Source organism: Barnesiella sp. An22 (genome assembly GCF_002159975.1).
In the GTDB taxonomy this organism is placed as follows: domain Bacteria; phylum Bacteroidota; class Bacteroidia; order Bacteroidales; family Barnesiellaceae; genus Barnesiella; species Barnesiella merdigallinarum.
In genome coordinates this window covers 38,965-55,432 of record NZ_NFJR01000002.1, presented here as the reverse complement: position 1 = coordinate 55,432, position 16,468 = coordinate 38,965, and the positions used below count along the sequence as shown (strand labels likewise).

The 16,468-nt window shown below is 52.6% G+C and carries 18 protein-coding genes and 2 tRNA genes; 4 read left to right on the top strand and 16 right to left on the bottom strand.

The window, feature by feature from the left end; genetic code table 11:
- Nucleotides 1-34: 34 nt before the first annotated feature.
- The 13 genes from B5F38_RS02815 to recF form a co-directional block, all read right to left on the bottom strand.
- Nucleotides 35-1,012: a FecR family protein gene (locus tag B5F38_RS02815; protein ID WP_087407814.1), complete on the bottom strand. Its 978-nt coding sequence runs from the start codon at nucleotides 1,010-1,012 to the stop codon at nucleotides 35-37.
- Between the two features lie 54 nt (nucleotides 1,013-1,066).
- On the bottom strand, nucleotides 1,067-1,663 hold the full coding sequence (locus B5F38_RS02810; RefSeq protein ID WP_087407813.1) for an RNA polymerase sigma-70 factor: 597 nt from the start codon (nucleotides 1,661-1,663) through the stop codon (nucleotides 1,067-1,069).
- Between the two features lie 98 nt (nucleotides 1,664-1,761).
- The gene (locus B5F38_RS02805) at nucleotides 1,762-2,367 is read right to left on the bottom strand and encodes a WG repeat-containing protein (RefSeq protein WP_087407812.1); all 606 of its coding nucleotides are present in this window, start codon (nucleotides 2,365-2,367) and stop codon (nucleotides 1,762-1,764) included.
- A 197-nt stretch (nucleotides 2,368-2,564) separates the two neighbouring features.
- A complete protein-coding gene (kbl, locus tag B5F38_RS02800; RefSeq protein WP_087407811.1) occupies nucleotides 2,565-3,758 on the bottom strand; it encodes a glycine C-acetyltransferase in 1,194 nt (397 codons plus the stop codon).
- Between the two features lie 6 nt (nucleotides 3,759-3,764).
- Nucleotides 3,765-4,721, bottom strand: a complete 957-nt coding sequence (locus tag B5F38_RS02795; RefSeq protein WP_087407810.1) for an NAD-dependent epimerase/dehydratase family protein — start codon at nucleotides 4,719-4,721, stop codon at nucleotides 3,765-3,767.
- A gap of 127 nt (nucleotides 4,722-4,848) precedes the next feature.
- The gene (locus B5F38_RS02790; RefSeq protein WP_087407809.1) at nucleotides 4,849-5,973 is read right to left on the bottom strand and encodes a Fic family protein; all 1,125 of its coding nucleotides are present in this window, start codon (nucleotides 5,971-5,973) and stop codon (nucleotides 4,849-4,851) included.
- A 291-nt stretch (nucleotides 5,974-6,264) separates the two neighbouring features.
- Nucleotides 6,265-8,076: a DEAD/DEAH box helicase gene (locus B5F38_RS02785; RefSeq protein ID WP_087407808.1), complete on the bottom strand. Its 1,812-nt coding sequence runs from the start codon at nucleotides 8,074-8,076 to the stop codon at nucleotides 6,265-6,267.
- A 256-nt stretch (nucleotides 8,077-8,332) separates the two neighbouring features.
- The gene (locus B5F38_RS02780) at nucleotides 8,333-9,385 is read right to left on the bottom strand and encodes a tyrosine-protein phosphatase (protein WP_087407807.1); all 1,053 of its coding nucleotides are present in this window, start codon (nucleotides 9,383-9,385) and stop codon (nucleotides 8,333-8,335) included.
- 84 nt (nucleotides 9,386-9,469) lie between these two features.
- Complete coding sequence (locus B5F38_RS02775) at nucleotides 9,470-10,414, bottom strand: carbohydrate kinase (protein ID WP_087407806.1); 945 nt, start codon at nucleotides 10,412-10,414, stop codon at nucleotides 9,470-9,472.
- A 13-nt stretch (nucleotides 10,415-10,427) separates the two neighbouring features.
- Nucleotides 10,428-11,045 carry an SIS domain-containing protein gene (locus B5F38_RS02770; protein ID WP_087407805.1) on the bottom strand — a complete coding sequence of 206 codons (618 nt, stop codon included), beginning with the start codon at nucleotides 11,043-11,045 and terminating at the stop codon, nucleotides 10,428-10,430.
- A gap of 250 nt (nucleotides 11,046-11,295) precedes the next feature.
- Nucleotides 11,296-11,739 carry a thioesterase family protein gene (locus B5F38_RS02765; RefSeq protein WP_087407804.1) on the bottom strand — a complete coding sequence of 148 codons (444 nt, stop codon included), beginning with the start codon at nucleotides 11,737-11,739 and terminating at the stop codon, nucleotides 11,296-11,298.
- A 10-nt stretch (nucleotides 11,740-11,749) separates the two neighbouring features.
- The gene (locus tag B5F38_RS02760) at nucleotides 11,750-12,040 is read right to left on the bottom strand and encodes a DUF721 domain-containing protein (protein WP_087407803.1); all 291 of its coding nucleotides are present in this window, start codon (nucleotides 12,038-12,040) and stop codon (nucleotides 11,750-11,752) included.
- A complete protein-coding gene (gene recF / locus B5F38_RS02755; protein ID WP_087408040.1) occupies nucleotides 12,037-13,143 on the bottom strand; it encodes a DNA replication and repair protein RecF in 1,107 nt (368 codons plus the stop codon). The genes B5F38_RS02760 and recF overlap by 4 nt, the downstream gene beginning before the upstream one ends.
- A 254-nt stretch (nucleotides 13,144-13,397) precedes the next feature.
- Here recF and B5F38_RS02750 point away from each other — a divergent pair, with 254 nt between their 5' ends.
- From B5F38_RS02750 to B5F38_RS02735, 4 genes are all read left to right on the top strand, one after another.
- Complete coding sequence (locus tag B5F38_RS02750) at nucleotides 13,398-14,069, top strand: tetratricopeptide repeat protein (RefSeq protein ID WP_087407802.1); 672 nt, start codon at nucleotides 13,398-13,400, stop codon at nucleotides 14,067-14,069.
- 82 nt (nucleotides 14,070-14,151) lie between these two features.
- On the top strand, nucleotides 14,152-14,643 hold the full coding sequence (gene ribH, locus B5F38_RS02745; RefSeq protein ID WP_087407801.1) for a 6,7-dimethyl-8-ribityllumazine synthase: 492 nt from the start codon (nucleotides 14,152-14,154) through the stop codon (nucleotides 14,641-14,643).
- Nucleotides 14,644-14,670: 27 nt separating this feature from the next.
- Nucleotides 14,671-14,753, top strand: a tRNA-Tyr gene (locus tag B5F38_RS02740).
- 9 nt (nucleotides 14,754-14,762) lie between these two features.
- Nucleotides 14,763-14,835, top strand: a tRNA-Gly gene (locus tag B5F38_RS02735).
- A gap of 327 nt (nucleotides 14,836-15,162) precedes the next feature.
- Here B5F38_RS02735 and B5F38_RS02730 read toward each other — a convergent pair.
- The 3 genes from B5F38_RS02730 to B5F38_RS02720 are packed head-to-tail and all read right to left on the bottom strand — an operon-like array spanning nucleotide 15,163 to nucleotide 16,436.
- Entirely contained in the window at nucleotides 15,163-15,843 is a 681-nt protein-coding gene (locus B5F38_RS02730; protein WP_087407800.1) for a hypothetical protein, read from the bottom strand.
- Nucleotides 15,844-15,885: 42 nt separating this feature from the next.
- A complete protein-coding gene (locus tag B5F38_RS02725) occupies nucleotides 15,886-16,167 on the bottom strand; it encodes a hypothetical protein (protein ID WP_087407799.1) in 282 nt (93 codons plus the stop codon).
- Nucleotides 16,164-16,436, bottom strand: a complete 273-nt coding sequence (locus B5F38_RS02720; protein WP_087407798.1) for a hypothetical protein — start codon at nucleotides 16,434-16,436, stop codon at nucleotides 16,164-16,166. Before B5F38_RS02720 ends, B5F38_RS02725 begins: the two co-directional genes overlap by 4 nt.
- Between the last annotated feature and the right edge of the window lie 32 nt (nucleotides 16,437-16,468).

Below are 16,468 nucleotides of genomic sequence, written 5' to 3'. Positions count from 1 at the left end.
GAGAGGAGTATGATAGTGTGGAGGAGCAGTATCTTTATTTCTTACGAAGCACGATTACAGAATCGCGCACCTCGTAGTGTAAGGCCGATGTCATCGACAGAATATCCAGCGCATTGGTTATTCCGCCACTACCAATCGATCCGGTAAAGAAGTATTTTTCTTTGGGGAAATCCTGATCAAAAACAATGTTTACATTATAAACTCGAGACAAGATTTTAACAATATCTTCCAGCGATTCGTTTTCGAAACGCAGGTTGCCATTGGTCCATTCGACATATTCTTTGGAATAGACCTTGCCTACCGTCATCAATCCTGTTTGTTTATTATAGACCAATTTTTCATCGGGCTGCATCACACAGCGACCTTGTGCCGATGTTACATCGACTTTACCCGTCAGCAATACTACCGAGACATCGGGGTCATCTTTATAGGCGCTGATATCGAATGAAGTTCCCAGAACAGTAATTTCAAGTCCGGCGGCTTTCACGATAAACGGACGTTCTTTATCGGGCATCACCTCGAAGTAGGCCTCTCCATCGAGTTCTATAACCCGTTCTTTGCTTCCGAAATTTTGGGGGTAGCTTATCTGTGAAGCCGAGTTGATATTTACTTGTGTACCATCGGGTAACTGTACTTTAGCTCGTTCGCCGCTTTCGGCCGATACAATCAACGGAAGGGTGTCGGGGGTGGGCGTCGAAAGCAATTCATAGGTTATCAATGCCGCTACAATAGGCAGGCAGATAATGGCGGCCCAACGTATGAGTCGGGTAAAGACAATCCTTTTCGAGCGGGTTTTCTCTTCTCGAGAATCTATGGCTTCTTTAATGCGACTATACAATCGGTCGTAAACCTCCTTATCGAGAGAAGAATCGCATTTCTCGATTTCACGCATCATCCAGCGATCGAGCGAATCGTTGTTGCGTATCCATTTACACAACTCCTCGATTTCGGTTGGCGAAGCGTTGCCTTCCAGATATTTCTCAATGAGTATTTTGAATCTGTTCTTATCCATTGTTACTTTACTTAGTGTACAGGTAAACCTCTTCGCCTATCTAATTTTACATGGTTAAATAGTCTTAATTAGCACCGTGTATATGATTACGGTCAATAATTCGCCATAATGATTCATCAGCTTGTCTTTCATAAACTTGAGAGCCAAAGACAACTGAGTAGCCACGGTACTTTCCGAAATGTTCAACTCTAAAGCAATCTCTTTATTGCTCAAGTTTTTGCGCTTGCTCATGATGAAAATCTTTTTGCGAGATGGGGGTAACTCTTCGGCAAGTCGATCGATATACTTTTCCAACAGTTTTCCATCCAGAACCTCGTCAAGGTTATTGTCGCTATATTCTTGCGCCGATTCGAGCACATACTCGGCATAAATATACTCGACCGTTTGGCGCTGGTATATGTTCAGTAACAAGTTTTTAGCGATGGTACAGAGATAGGAAATCAATGATTTGTCGGGATTCACCTGGTCGTGTATCTCCCATAATCTTACGAATGTACGCTGAACAATCTCTTCGGCCCAATAGCTGTCGCCTTTCGAAATTTTCATAACGAAATTGTATAACTTGCCACTATACAACTTGTAAATTTTCTCGAAAGCATCGAAAGATCCTGACTTAAGGCCTATGATAATATCATCGTATTCGTGTTTCATTCCTGCAAATTATTATATGCAAATGTAAGTCATCTGCATAAAAACAGCATTGGTTCTTTGTTAATTTTCTAATACAGATTTATCGTTCTCCTGTGAAATCAATACCCCATCAATCGTCTGAGAGCATTCTCGGCATCATACGAAGAGGTAAAGTTAGGCTGAATCACGATTCGGTTGTTGCGGTCGATAGCGCCCCATTGCCCCCGCTTCATCTCGACCACGGCATATCCTTCGCGATTGAAAGCTCGGGCTCGGTAATATTGCGGCTTGATAAACCAGGTGCCATAGTAATCGAGGTAGCCGTACAAGCCGGTGCGGGAATCTTGCTCTTCCCACAATTCTATGCCCCGCATTCTGCCTTTACCCATCGAAAGGATAGCGGCATCGACATCGTAACCGTTGGAAAAGTTGAAATTGATAACGGTCTTTCCGGCCATATTGATGGCCCCGTAGCGGGCTCCCAAACGTACACGGGCCAACCCGTTGGCTCCAAATCGATTTGCCGACTGGTATCGGGGTTGGATGGCCCACAGGCCTAAATCGTTGACGTAGCCATATAAGCCGGTAGCCGGATTCTCGACCGGTGTCAGTCGTCGGGCCATTTGCGACGAGTAGTTGCCTGCATAAGGCGAAAATGGCATGATGCCGGTACACGAGAGCCACGTCATCGGAACTAACAGGAGTAAAAGTATCGGCGATTTCATGTGTTTCAATTTTAAGGTTATCTTCTCTATTTTTTCTTTCCCCTTTGATCTCAATAGGACAAATATAGCGAACTATTTTAAAAAATCAAATTTTTCAGATTCTCCTCTATGGCCTTGTAGCGTGTGTATAAGAACAGCAGAGGCTGCATCGTGTATGGCGATACAGCCTCTGCTTGGATATGGAGGAAATAAAACTTCTATTTGAGTACTCCCAGATTCTTGGCCACTTTGATGAAGGCGGCGATGCAGGCATCGAGTTCTTCGCGGGTGTGGGCTGCCGAGAGTTGTACGCGGATGCGGGCTTGTCCCTGCGGTACGACGGGGTAGTAGAATCCGGTGACGTAGATGCCTTCGTCGAGCATTTGGGCGGCAAAGGTCTGCGAGAGTTTGGCGTCGTAGAGCATGACGGCGCAGATGGCCGACTGGGTGGGCTTGATGTCAAAGCCGGCGGCCAGCATCTTGTCGCGGAAGTAGGTGACGTTTTCCATCAGGCGGGTGTGGAGTTCGTCGCTCTCGTCGAGCATCTTGAAGACTTCGATTCCGGCACCTACGACGGCAGGGGGCAGCGAGTTGGAGAAGAGGTAGGGTCTCGACCGCTGGCGCAGCATGTCGATAATCTCTTTGGGACCGGTGGTGAATCCGCCGATGGCTCCGCCGAAGGCTTTGCCCAGCGTGCCGGTGTGGATGTCGATGCGGTCGTAGAGGTTGAAGAGTTCGCTGACGCCGCGTCCGTGAGGACCTACGACACCGGCCGAGTGGCACTCGTCGACCATCACCAGGGCATCGTATTTCTCGGCCAGGGCACAGATTTTGTCCATGGGGGCTACGTTGCCGTCCATCGAGAACACGCCGTCGGTCACGATGATGCGGAAGCGTTGGGCCTGGGCCTCTTGCAGGCAGTGCTCGAGCTCTTCCATGTTGGCGTTGGCATAGCGGTAGCGTTTGGCCTTGCACAGGCGCACACCGTCGATGATGGAGGCGTGGTTGAGGGCGTCGGAGATGATGGCATCTTCGGCCGTGAAGAGGGGTTCGAACACACCGCCGTTGGCGTCGAAGCAGGCGGCATAGAGGATGGTATCCTCGGTTTTGAAGTAGCGGGCAATCGCCTTTTCGAGTTCGCGGTGCAGGTCTTGGGCTCCGCAGATGAACCGTACGGACGACATGCCGAAACCGTGTGTATCCATCGCTTTTTTGGCGGCGGCGATGAGCCGGGGGTTATCCGAGAGTCCCAGGTAGTTGTTGGCACAGAAGTTCAGTACTTTGCCGCTTTTCTCGGCAATTCTGATGGCCGAACTCTGGGGGGTGATGATGGTACGTTCTTCTTTGTACAATCCGTCGGCCTTGATCTGGGCGAGCTGTTGGGCCAGATACTCTTTCATTTGTGTAAACATAGGCGTTTATTTAAGGAGTTTCTTTTTGAGGTGTTCGATCATGTCTACCGACATCGATTCGAGGTCGTAGTCGGGTTTCCAGTCCCATTCGGCACGGGCACAGGAGTCGTCGAGCATATCGGGCCACGAGTCGGCGATCTGCTGACGCACGGGGTCTATTTTGTATTCGGCCTCGAAGTCGGGGTAGAATTTCTTGATTTCGTGATAGATGATTTCGGGGTCGAAGCTCATCGAGGCGATGTTGAACGAGTTGCGGTGTTTCAGTCGCGAGGGGTCGGCTTCCATGAGCATGACCATGGCCTTGAGGGCATCGGGCATGTACATCATGTCCATGAACGTGCCGGCCTTGACGGGGATTTCGAACTTCTCGCCTTTGACGGCTGCATAGTAGATTTCTACGGCATAGTCGGTGGTTCCGCCGCCCGGCAGGGTTTCGTAGGAGATGAGGCCGGGGAAGCGTACCGAACGGGTGTCGACTCCGTAGCGGTAGAAGTAGTAGTCGCTCAGCAGCTCGCACGATACCTTGCTCACGCCGTAGATAGTGCGGGGGCGTTGGATGGTCTCTTGCGGGGTTTTCATCTTGGGCGACGAGTCGCCGAATGCCCCGATGGAGCTGGGCGTGAAGAGCGAGCATCCTTTTTCGCGCGAGATTTCGAGCAGGTTGAGCACACCGCCTATCTGGATGTTCCAGGCCAGCAGAGGCTTCTTCTCGGCCTGGGCCGAAAGGATGGCTGCCAGGTTGTAGATGGAGTCGATTTTGTATTTGTCGACGATGGCGGCTATCTGGACGGCGTTGGTTACATCGGCGACTTCGAGGGGGCCGCCGTTTTTCAGTTCATCGCTCAGAGGTACACCCTCGATATATCCGGCTACGACGTTGTCGCTGCCATACTCGCTGCGGAGTTTTGTCATTAGCGCCGACCCTATTTGTCCGGTCGATCCGATTACAAGAATTCTTTTCATGTCTATGCTACCTTTTTGATCGGGTTGATGTGCTTTGATAGATTTATTAAGGTTCCTTGGGGCAAATATACACAAATTTTGTCGCCGTTGTTATTTCGAGTGAGATTATTCTTTCGTGTCGGTTGCGTTATTTTTTCACGGTGTATATGGTTCCTTTGAGCACGCCGTGCGACTCGATGAGGTTTTTCTGGCGCAGGTAGAGCAGGTCTTTCTTGAGGGTATTGATGGATATGGTTTTGAGTGCGTGGGCAATGTCGCCTACTTTGGCCGGCTCTTCCCGTTTGAGAAAGGCGAGTATCTGCTTTTGCCGGGCGTTGAGGTAGACGGGCGTGCCGGACTCTGCGACCGGCGATACCGGGGGCGCTGTGGGCTGGGCGGGTACGTCTGTTTCGGCTTGTCGGGGCAATGCGGTGGTCGCTTCGGCTTGTTCGGGTATGAGGCTGTGCAGCGATTGCAGCCAGGTGTCGCACAGGAACAGTACCCACGGTGTGATGTTCTCTTGGGTCGAATACCGGTTCTGTTGCCCTCGTTTCAAGGTTTGGTAGTAGGTGGTGCGCCGTTGTTCGATGAAGCTGTCGATCGAGATTTCCCGGGCCCACTCGTAGCGGTTTTGCAGCATCAGCAGGGTGGAGAGGATGCGCGAGAGTTCACCCTTCCCTTCGCGGAACGGGTGTATGGAGATGAACTCGTAGGCAAAGGCGGCAATGACGACGAGCGGGTGGTGGCTGTGATGCGTGAGTTCACGGTTGGTCCACTTGACCAGGTCGCCTATTTCGCTGTTGACCGACCCCGTGCGGCTGCGGTTGAAAAGTGTGGGTGCCTTGTAGTCGAGGAAGTTTACCGCAGCCGGGCGGACTGTGCTCGCTTTTCCCGGACTGTTGTTCTTTCCGTGGGGAAAGAGGGCCGTGTGCATGGCTACGATGGTATCTTCGCACAGCGGATATTTGCGGGCATCGGTGTAGAGTGCATTGAGTATGGTGTTGTAGCCGGTAACCAGACAGGCCCGTTTGTCGGGCGTATCGGATGGTTGGGCAAGTATCTTGTGAATCAGGGACGGAGAGCAGGGCATATTTTCGAGAGCCAGCGAGGCTGCAATGGTGGCCTCGATGGTTGGTTGCAGGGTTTCGTGCCGGGGTATCGTCTCTTTTCGACGGGTATGCCAGGCCGCCGTGAGGCTATCGATTGCCTGTAATTGGTTTTGTAACTCTTTAAATTCTGGTTCAGAGGGGTTTATTTTGAGGAATATATCCATAATATATCTATATTTTATACAAATATAGGGTGCTTTAATCGACTCTCCAAGCGGGAAAATCTTTTTTAGTATTTATTGGGTGACAGGCAGGGGGTGACGGGAATGGAATAGAGATGTGCAGGAGGGAGGAGGGTAGTTGCGGTTTCGTCGAGGGCGGGGAGTGGACGGTAATCGTGGGGACAGCGGCGCGGATATGCGGATAAGAGAACACCCCGACTCTTCATGCGGATGCAGAGGGTCGGGGTGATTGATGGGTTGTGCGGTCCCGACATTCGTCGGGACCGTATGGGTTTACTTGCGGCGCTCCTTGCGGGGGGTCGAGCTGCGGCGTTCGTGTTTGTAGCGGCTGTCGGCACTGCCTTTGCGCGGTGAGCCGTAGCGCTTCTCGCCCTTGCGGCGGCCGTCGCCTTCGCGCTCTTTGCCTCCTTTTTTACGGCCCTTGGCGGCGTAGTCCTTGTCGGTGGCAATTTCGGCATAGATGCGGTGTCCGTAAAATTCGTTCCCCTTCAGGGCTCCCACTACTTTCTTGGCGGCACCCTTTTCGACATCGAAAAGCGAGTAGGCGGGCAGCAGGTCGATGCGGCCGATATTCACACGTCCGGGCACGAGCGAGTTGATCATCTCGATGAGGTTGGGCGGGAAGAATCCGTGAGCCTTGCCCAGGTTGATGTAGATGCGTTCGAAGCCCTCCTCGGCCGTGCGGCTGTCTTTGTTGCGACCTTTCCGCCCCTCTTGGGCCCCTCCGTTTTCGGCTTTGGGTTTACGGGTATTCTCGTCGGGCAGGTCGAGGTCGGGGGTGTCGCGGTAGTAGTCGATGAGTCGGTTGAACTCGAGCGACACGATGCGCTTGATGAGGTCCTGTTCGTTGAGCCACCCCAGTTTACGCGAGATGTTGGGCAGGTATTTGGCAATCGCCTCTTCGTTGACCTTCACCTTTTCGATGCGGTCGGCCAGATTGAAGAGCTGTTTCTCGCAAATCTGTTCGCCGGTAGGCACCAGACCACGTTCGAATTTCTTGCCGATAATCTTCTCGATGGCCCGCATCTTTCCCTTTTCGCGGCTGTGGATGATGGCGACCGATACGCCCGATTTACCGGCCCGGCCGGTGCGGCCGCTACGGTGGGTATAGGTTTCGATGTCGTCGGGCAGACCGTAGTTGATGACGTGGGTCAGGTCGGTCACGTCGAGTCCCCGGGCGGCCACGTCGGTGGCCACGAGCAGCTGCAGATTGCGCAGGCGGAACTTCTGCATGACGGCGTCGCGCTGAGCCTGCGATAGTTCGCCATGCAGCGAGTCGGCGTTGTAGCCGTCGGCGATGAGCTGGTCGGCAATCTCCTGAGTCTCGCGGCGTGTGCGGCAGAAGATGATGCCGTAGATATTGGGGTAATAGTCGGCAATGCGTTTGAGAGCCTGGTATTTGTCTTTGGCATGCACCATGTAGTAGACGTGGCGCACGTTCTCGGCCCCCTCGTTGCGGCTGCCCACCACAATCTCCTGCGGGTTGTGCATGTAGGTGCGGGCAATCTGCTCGATTTCGCGCGGCATGGTGGCCGAGAAGAGCAGCATTTTGCGCTCCTGGGGCACCTGGGCGAGGATGGCGTTGATGCTGTCGAGGAATCCCATGTTGAGCATCTCGTCGGCCTCGTCCATGATGACGGTCGAAACGTGGTCGAGGCGTACGGTTTTCCGCTCGAGCAGGTCGAGCAGGCGGCCCGGCGTGGCCACGATGATGTGTACCCCCTTCTTCAGGGTGCGTATCTGGCTCTCGATGCTCGAGCCGCCGTAAACGGGCAGGATGGTGAGTCCGTCGATGTATTGCGAGTAGTCGGTGAGGTCGCCGGCAATCTGCAGGCAGAGTTCGCGGGTGGGCGAGAGAATCAATGCCTGAGGCTGGCACAGCGAGCGGTCGATGCGTTGTATCACGGGCAGGCCGAAGGCAGCCGTCTTACCCGTACCGGTTTGGGCCAGAGCCACCAGGTCGGTCTCTCCGTTCAGGAGGTGGGGGATTACCTGCTCCTGTACGGGCATGGGGTTTTCGTATCCCAGTTCGGTAATCGCTTTCAGTATCTCGTCGCAGATACCCAGTTCTTGAAATGTTTTCATCTATACAGTTGTCAGTTTTTTTGCTTTATCGCAGGAGCACAAGGGCTTTCTTCGTCCTCAAACGGGGCTAAGGGGAGAGGGTGTGCAGAAATTTTTCGTACGCCACGAGTTTGGTTTTCGCCGGCAAAGGTACGAAAAAAACGCAATATACCGCGAAGGGGATACACTCACTTCGATGTGGTTTTGTGTCGGGGGGGATATTGGGCCGCTTGTAGGGCGGACCTTTGCGGCAAGGACCGGCGGTCCCGGACGGAAATCAGTGCAACAGATATTGTTTCAGCTGTTTCCGCTTTTCGGGAGTGACGCCCAGCTCCTCTTCGAGGTAGTTGTTGATAGAGCCGTATTGCTGGCGTATATAGTCGCGGGCATAGGAGAGGAAGCGGCTGTCGGCGGTCTGGATGAGCGAGAGGGCCTCCTGGGTGCCGTCGCAGCAATCTTTCGGGTCGAAGGCCGTGCGGCGTTTGTCGAAGTAGCGGTTGGAGAGCAGGTAGTCGTTCATGATTACCTCCTCGGGCATGTCGAGGGCACTGAGCAGCAGCGATACGGCAAAGCCCGTGTAGTCCTTGCCGTTGACACAACTGAGCACGATGGGATAGTTGTCCTCGACCAGCAACTGGTTGAACATCGACTTGAAGGCCCGTTTCGAGCCCGATACCATGGCTACATAGAGGTCTTGCATGAAGAGGTTGGCATCGCCGCGCCGCAACTCTTCTTTCTGCAGACGGGGGAGCAGGTTCTGCCGATAGTGGAGAGCCCCCGGCAGGTTGATGACGTTGTCGAGCCCGAGCTCGGGGCTGGGCTTGATGACATCTTCGCTGTCTCTGAAGTCGATAAGCGTTTTTATGCCCATGTTTTTGAGCCGGTTGATGCTGCTTGCCGTGAGGGTATTGAATTCACCCGAACGGAATATTTTGCCCCAACGCAATTGCTTGCCGTTTTTCGAGGTGTATCCGCCCAGATCTCTGAAGTTTTCGATATATTTCAGCCGTTCGGCCCGGGCTCCCACGATGTGGTCGTCGTGCCCGTTGAACCGTAGCAGGAAGTAGGAACGCTGCGAGGGGATACTGTCGGGGATAAGAGTATAGCCGGTTTGAATGCTGGCTACTTTTATCGGGGTCTTTTCGGTATCGAACCGCTCGGGGTCGGTCGATTGGTATATCTGCACTTCGCCTTCGATTCTCGGAGTCGTCTCCCACTTCAACAAATAGTTGTTTTGCGGGTCGATTTCGCAAGCCACGTCGATGTCGGCGCTATGCGTAGCGCAGGCACTCAATGCGAGGAGCAAAGAACAAAGTTGTAGATAGCGCATATCTGTATCCGTGATGAAGATTTAGTGCAAAGATAAGACTATGCGATAGTTAGCTGTTCGTGGGTTTGTTTTATTTTAGAATATTTATAGGGAATTTGTACTATCTTTGCTTGTGTAGCCCGATGCAAAATCGGGATCGATGTAGTTGTCCATGCTCTGGCATACGGCCGAGGCGAAATCCATGCCGTATCGGATAATGGGGGTCCACTCATCGGGGGTAAGGGTGTAGAGGCGTTCGAGAGTAATCTCGTGTCGGATAAGCCCGAAGAGGATACCGGCATTGAACGAGTCGCCGGCACCGATGGTACTCACGGGTGTAACGGGTGTGGCCTCGAAGTGGCGGGTCCCCTGATTGCAGAAGAGTTCGGCCCCGGCACTGCCCCGGGTACAGATGAAGTTGGGGCAGTAGAACTGGATATGGTCGGTATAGATTTTCTGCGGTTCGGTCAGGTGAAACAAGTTGTTGAAGTCTTCGACCGAACCTTTTACCAGGTCGGCATATTCGAGATTCTCGAGAACCGAGGGCATCAGCTTCACCGCTTCATGGGCGTGGGCGTTGCGGAAGTTGGGATCGTAGTAAATGATGGCTTTACGCTCTTTGGCAAACTCGATGAGCTCGCTCACCTTGTCGCGCAAGGCTACGTTGAGGGCGAAGTATGAGCCGAAGACAACGATGTCGTCCTGCTCGATGCGGGGCCACACAAAGTTGAGTCTCTCTTGCGGGAACTGGTTGTAAAACATGTAACGGGCCTCGTTCTTTTCGTCGAGGAAGGCGAGCGAGATGGGGGTCTTCCCGTCACAGAAGATGTCGAGGTTTTCGGTGGCTACATGGTTTTTCTGCATAAAATCGAGAATCATGTCGCCCACTGTGTCGTGCCCGATTTCGCTGATGAAGGTGGCTGGAATGCCGAGCCGACCCAGCGAGATGAGGGTGTTGAACGTAGAGCCTCCCGGCACCGCATGCGAGGGTTGCTGGTTGCGGAAGATAATGTCGAGAATGGATTCGCCTATTCCTATGATTTTACGCATGGTATTGTGGGTGTTAACCTTTTTTCTGACTTTGTTCGCGGGAGCGGGTACCCAGATAGCCGCCGTGGTGGCGCAGGGCATACTGATGCACGTCGAAGTGGGTAGCCTCCATGGCACCTACTACCAGTATATCGCCGATGACGGTCATAAGTGTGGTCGATGTGGTGGGGGTGAGCCCGAGGGGGCATACCTCGCCGGGAGCTCCGGTGAAGAGGCAGACATCGGCCCGCTGGGCGAGTTCGCTCTGGTTGTTGCCGGTGATGACGATGAATTTCAGTTCGGGCATCAGGTTGGAAGCCAGTTGGAGCAACTCGAGTATTTCGCGCGTCTTGCCCGAGTTCGAGATGACCAGCATCAGGTCGTTCTTCTGCAAGATGCCCAAGTCGCCGTGTTGGGCCTCGCTGGGGTGGAGGAATACGGCCGGGATACCGGTTGAGCAGAAGGTTGTGGCGATGTTCATGGCAATCTGTCCGGCTTTGCCCATACCGCTGGTTACGAGCTTGCCGCCCTTCTGGTGCACTTGCTCGACGATGAGGTTGACTGCTTTTTCAAACTGGTCCGAGACGGGGATATCGAGAATGGCTTGTGCCTCTTTGTGCAGGATATCCTGTATTTTTTCGTTGAAATTCATGTTTATAGTAGATAGGGTTAAGACATCATCTATAAAATTGTTACAAAAATAGTGAAAGGCGAGAGCAGAGGCAAGTGAAAATGAAATTTTCAAACTTGACTATGCCGAGCCGCATCCTATTTTCTGCAAAAATAGTGAAAGGCAGGGAGCAGAGACCGATGAAAATGAAATTTTCGAACTTGACTGTGCCGAGCCGCATCCTATTTTCTGCAAAAATAGTGAAAGGCGACGGATTTGCGGGGTGTAGCGGCTATTTTTTTCGCAGCTCTTTCCCCTCGAATCGGCAGATGGCCTCTTTCCATTCGTCGCTGATGGCAGCTGCTGTACCGGCTTTGACATCGAATCCCACCATGACGGTGCGGCATACCCCTTTTACCTGTCCGGTTTCGGTGTTGACAATCTGTTGTAACAATTTGAAACTGCGGTTACCTATTTCGGTGGTGCAGGTTTGCACGGCAATAGGTTCGCTGGGGTAGGTGGGCGATACGAAATCGGCGTTGACGTTGGCGATGACGACGTCGGCCTTCTTCCAGTCGATGTTCTGGGCCTTGACCGCTTCGAAGTAGCGCGATTTACCCAGATCGTAGAATGCGAAGTAGACCGAGTTGTTGACATGTCCCAGCAGGTCTACGTCGTTGAAGCGCAGTTGCAGGGGCAGCGTGTGGTGGAATATCGGGGTTTCGGTAGGTTCCATAAATCGTATTTTATCTGAAAACAATATTGTCGATGACCGGGTGGCCAAACTCTTCGGTATAGCGGCGCAGCAGTTCGTTGCGCAGCATCATCAGCTCGTTGCGCAGCACAGCCGAGGACAGGTGTACGTAGAGGGTGCGGTTGCGCACCTGCAGCGATTGGGTGTAGGCGTTTACCGTTTCGCCGGCAATCTTGGGCCACAGGCGTATGAGCTGGGTCTCGTCGAGCTTTTGCCCCATGTCGTTTACGTCAATAAACTGGGCGATAATCTCTTTGATGGATAGCGGTTCCTGCTTCTTCATAACATGTTTCCCTCCAAAAGGTTGAACTCTCCGTCGGTGACGGAGAAGATGCTGTATGGCGACCCGATCGACTGCACGATTTCATCGAGATACTGGCGGTTGGTGTCGGTGATGAATATCTGCCCGAAGTGGTCGGACGATACGAGCCGGACAATCTGCTTCACCCGCTCGGCATCGAGCTTGTCGAAGATGTCGTCGAGCAGCAGCAGGGGGACAGTCTCGCCCTGCTCACGCAAAAAGTCGTATTGGGCCAGCCGCAAGGCTATCAGGTAGGTCTTGCACTGCCCTTGCGAGCCTATGCGCTTCATGGGATAGTCGCCCAGCATCATCTCCATGTCGTCGCGGTGTATGCCTCGGGTGGTGTAGCCGATGGCCAGGTCGCGCTGGCGGGTAGCCTTCAGTTGGGGCAACAGCGGTCCGTCGGCCAGATGCGAGGTGTAGATGAGGTCGGCCACCTCGTTTTGCGAGGCAATCTCGCCATAGAAGCGGCGAAACACGGGAATGAAGGCTTGCAGAAACCGACGGCGGCTTTCGTAGATTTCGGCGGCGGCACTGTCCATCTGCACCTCCCAGATGTCGTAGAGCATCTCGTCGGTGCACTCCTGCCGCAACAGCGCGTTGCGTTGTTCCAGCGCCTTGTTGTAGCGGATGAGGATGCCCAGGTAGGGCTTGTCGAACTGGCTGATGACCTGGTCGATAAATTTGCGCCGCTCTTCGCTGCCGCTCAAAATCAGTTCGTTGTCCGAGGGGGTCGAGAGCACCAGCGGGGCAAACCCGATGTGGTCCGACAGCCGGTCATACTCCTTCTTGTTGCGCTTGAAACTCTTCTTTTGCCGGCGCTTGATGCCGCAATACAGCTCCTCGTCGTTGCCGTTGCGCTCGTAGTATCCCTGTATGACAAAAAACTCCTCGCCGTGGCGGATGTTTTGCGAGTCGGGGTTGCGGGTGTAGCTTTTGCAAAACGAGAGGTAATAGATGGCATCCAGCAGATTGCTTTTCCCCATGCCGTTGTTTCCCAACAAGCAGTTGATGTTGGGCGAGAATTGCAAATCTGCCTGGGCGATATTTTTGAAATTGACTATCGATAGCCGGGAGAGAATCATGTCGGGTTTGTCGTTTTGTTTCCACAAACATACGCAAATTTTTTCGGTTTCGAACATAAATGCCTTGCCGAAATAGCCCGGCCCTCCTCCCGCCGCGGGGCAAAAAAATAGTTTCTCTCGCGCTATTAGTGCTTCAACTACAAAAAAATGAAGATGAAATTTTATTTATATAAAGAAATAAGTTACTTTTGTCACTCAATTCCCCGCGTAGGGATTGAACATTAGGATAAAAATAATTAAAAGACAAGAAAAATATGGCAGAAAAAGAAAAAGACGAGCTTGAGAAAATGAACGAAGCTCTCTCGATGTCGGAACAGTTTGTTGAAAAGTATCAGAAACCTCTCTTGTGGGGTCTGCTTATCGTGGTGGTAGTTATCGGTGCCATCCTGGGTGTGCGTCACTTCTACCTGTTGCCCCGCGAAGACAAGGCACAAGCTGCTATGTATCAGGCTGTAATGGCTTTTGAAAACGACTCTATCGACTTGGCAATCAACGGTAATGAAAAATTCGACGGCCTCTTGGCTATCGTCGATCAATATGGCTCGACGGCTGCCGGCAATCTGGCAAACGCCTATCTGGGTCTGGCCTACTACGAAAAAGGCGAATATGAGAACGCCCAGAAATACCTCTCGAAATTCAGCGCCGACGAATCGGTTCTGGCTCCTGCCGTGATGGCTGCTATCGGCAACTGCTTGGTCGATATGGAGAAATACGACGAGAGCGTGAAATATTTCGAGAAAGCTGCCAAGGCTTCGGACAACGCCGTATTCAGCCCCGTCTATTTGAAAAAGGCTGCCGCCGTATATGAGAAGCTGGGTAACAAAGAGGCTGCCGTGAAACTCTATCAGGAGATTAAGGACAAATATCCTACCTCGAACGACGCCCGCGGCATCGAACGCTACATCGAGCGTGCTCAAAGCAAGTAATCAAGTTTATCTAATCACATAACGATAAGGCCGTCTCTCGCAAGAAAGGCGGCCTTATTTCGAAAAAAAGGAAGGAATAGTTATGGCTACTGCCTATCACAATCTATCGGACTACGATGCCAACAGCATGCCCGATGCGTCGGAGATGCGGGTGGCTATTGCCGCTGCCGAGTGGAATGCCGAGATTACCGATGCCCTGCTGAAAGGGGCTGTCGATACCCTCGTACGCAACGGTGTGAAACAAGAAAACATCTTTGTGGCCCGCGTGCCGGGTACCATCGAGCTGACGTTTGCCTCGCAACAGATGGCCGAGTTTTATCAGCCCGATGCCGTTATCGCCATCGGCTGTGTGGTGCGCGGCGATACTCCGCACTTCGACTATGTGTGCCAGAGTGTGACGCAGGGCATTACTCATCTCAATACCCTCTTCGGTATCCCCTTTATTTTCGGGGTTCTCACTACCGATAACATGGAGCAGGCGCGCGACCGTGCCGGAGGCCGATTGGGAAATAAAGGTGACGAAGCTGCCGTTACGGCGATAAAAATGCACGATTTCGTTTGCAAATTAAAATAAAGCGTATTATCTTTGCACACGCTTTCAGGGCAAATACCAGAGTGGCCAAATGGGGCAGACTGTAAATCTGCTGGCTTACGCCTTCGGTGGTTCGAATCCATCTTTGCCCACACCAAATTGCGGAAGTAGCTCAGTTGATAGAGCATCAGCCTTCCAAGCTGAGGGTCGCGAGTTTGAGCCTCGTCTTCCGCTCTACAAGAAACACCCGGTAGATAATCTTCTGCCGGGTGTTTTTGTTTTTTTTCTCTCGTTCTGTGGGGGTCGGGGGTAGTAGAAAATCGTGGAGGGGAATAATCTGGACATGTCAGCCTGCACCCTGTCATTCCCGCTTGATGCGGGAGCTGCGAGCGTGTCGTTTGCAGATGCTCCCCTTTGCCGGGATTTCTGGATTCCGCGTCGTGGCACGGAATGACTCCGGGGGCGATTACTCCCAGTCACCCTGCACGCGATATGAGCTCCAAATGGATACAAGGGGGGAAATGTTTTATTCCCAGGATTCCGTGTCGCGATATATCTCTACTATTTCAGCTGTTCGATAGCTATATCGGGGATGTTCAAGACCGTTCTGAAGAAAGTTTTTACGTCGTCGGCTTTCTTTACCTGACCCAGTTGCCGGTTGATAATCCACGAGGCGTAGGCCTGTACGATTTTCTCCGATTGGGGGATGAACAAGACCAGGCAGTTGATGCCCTTGTTGAAGCTGTAGAGGTATATGCAAGGAGCTTCGGGTTGGTTGCTGTGGAATACATCCTCGCCGGTGAGCAATGAGGTTGCGGCTATGGCCGTGGAGCCCGACTGGGCATTGATGAGTGCGGGAATGCTCCGGTACAACCGCTCGTAGAGTTTGGAATCGAGACCGGGAGCCATCCGGGTGAGGTAGTCTGTGAAGGGTTTCAGGTTGTCGATGGCAAATACTTTGTAGTCCGACTGGTAGTTGCCGGAGGCGAACTCCCGTACCCGTTGAGTAATCTCGGTATGGGTCGTAACATATTTGATGTAGTTGGAGTCGTTGGCCAAATCGTGCATCTCGTGAATGAGGTCGAGTCCTTTGCGCAAAAGGAAATCGGGCTGTTCGTCGATATAGATGGCGGTAGGGCCGTCGCCTTGTCCGATGATCGAGGTGGTGGAGCCTTGCTGTTTGCAACTTATGCCGTTCAGGGCAATGAGGATAGCTGTTGCTATGAGCAGTCGGTTTTTCATGGATGTGTGTTTTAGATGTTTGTGATTGGTTCTATTCCCTGCTTATGCAACGAAGTGGAAATAGATGACCAATATGATAAACAGATACACCGCCCAGGCGACGACGGTATAGAGCATCTCCCAGTTGGCATAGGGTTCGTTGTGCTTCCGGCACCAGCGTCGGTGGGTGATTAGCCCCCACAGCGGTATCAGAAACAGGACTATCGACAGGGCTATGAGCCATGTGTGCCCCACGATGAGGCAGAGGGCGGCAAACCCGGTTTCGACGAAGGCTATCAGCTCGATATATTTCAGGCGGATAACCGACTTGCTTTTCTTTTTCATAACGTAGCGATTAAATCATGACCGGTCCAATAAGTAAATACACACCAGTAAAGCAAATAGAGAATCCACCAGGGGACAAACAGGGATTCGTCGTTTCGCTTGCACCAGAAGGGATAATAGACCAGCAGGCCGAGCAGCACGGTGCAGGCTGCCAGCCCTATCCAGGCTATGGCGGTGGCCAGGGTGCTCATGGCCGACAAAATGAAGCATACCGTGATGAGGGTATCTACCTGGTTTTCATATTTGTTTAATTCGAATAGATTGGACATAAGTTTTTGGAGGGTTTGAAAGGTTGTTTCTG

Coding starts and splice junctions, on each gene's coding strand:
- B5F38_RS02780 (WP_087407807.1), bottom strand. CDS start 9,385: ATGCGCTATCTACAACTTTGTTCTTTGCTCCTCGCATTGAGTGCCTGC.
- B5F38_RS02785 (WP_087407808.1), bottom strand. CDS start 8,076: ATGAAAACATTTCAAGAACTGGGTATCTGCGACGAGATACTGAAAGCG.
- B5F38_RS02750 (WP_087407802.1), top strand. CDS start 13,398: ATGGCAGAAAAAGAAAAAGACGAGCTTGAGAAAATGAACGAAGCTCTC.
- B5F38_RS02770 (WP_087407805.1), bottom strand. CDS start 11,045: ATGAATTTCAACGAAAAAATACAGGATATCCTGCACAAAGAGGCACAA.
- B5F38_RS02805 (WP_087407812.1), bottom strand. CDS start 2,367: ATGAAATCGCCGATACTTTTACTCCTGTTAGTTCCGATGACGTGGCTC.
- B5F38_RS02760 (WP_087407803.1), bottom strand. CDS start 12,040: ATGAAGAAGCAGGAACCGCTATCCATCAAAGAGATTATCGCCCAGTTT.
- B5F38_RS02720 (WP_087407798.1), bottom strand. CDS start 16,436: ATGTCCAATCTATTCGAATTAAACAAATATGAAAACCAGGTAGATACC.
- B5F38_RS02775 (WP_087407806.1), bottom strand. CDS start 10,414: ATGCGTAAAATCATAGGAATAGGCGAATCCATTCTCGACATTATCTTC.
- kbl (WP_087407811.1), bottom strand. CDS start 3,758: ATGTTTACACAAATGAAAGAGTATCTGGCCCAACAGCTCGCCCAGATC.
- B5F38_RS02765 (WP_087407804.1), bottom strand. CDS start 11,739: ATGGAACCTACCGAAACCCCGATATTCCACCACACGCTGCCCCTGCAA.
- B5F38_RS02730 (WP_087407800.1), bottom strand. CDS start 15,843: ATGAAAAACCGACTGCTCATAGCAACAGCTATCCTCATTGCCCTGAAC.
- B5F38_RS02795 (WP_087407810.1), bottom strand. CDS start 4,721: ATGAAAAGAATTCTTGTAATCGGATCGACCGGACAAATAGGGTCGGCG.
- B5F38_RS02810 (WP_087407813.1), bottom strand. CDS start 1,663: ATGAAACACGAATACGATGATATTATCATAGGCCTTAAGTCAGGATCT.
- ribH (WP_087407801.1), top strand. CDS start 14,152: ATGGCTACTGCCTATCACAATCTATCGGACTACGATGCCAACAGCATG.
- B5F38_RS02725 (WP_087407799.1), bottom strand. CDS start 16,167: ATGAAAAAGAAAAGCAAGTCGGTTATCCGCCTGAAATATATCGAGCTG.
- B5F38_RS02790 (WP_087407809.1), bottom strand. CDS start 5,973: ATGGATATATTCCTCAAAATAAACCCCTCTGAACCAGAATTTAAAGAG.
- recF (WP_087408040.1), bottom strand. CDS start 13,143: ATGATTCTCTCCCGGCTATCGATAGTCAATTTCAAAAATATCGCCCAG.
- B5F38_RS02815 (WP_087407814.1), bottom strand. CDS start 1,012: ATGGATAAGAACAGATTCAAAATACTCATTGAGAAATATCTGGAAGGC.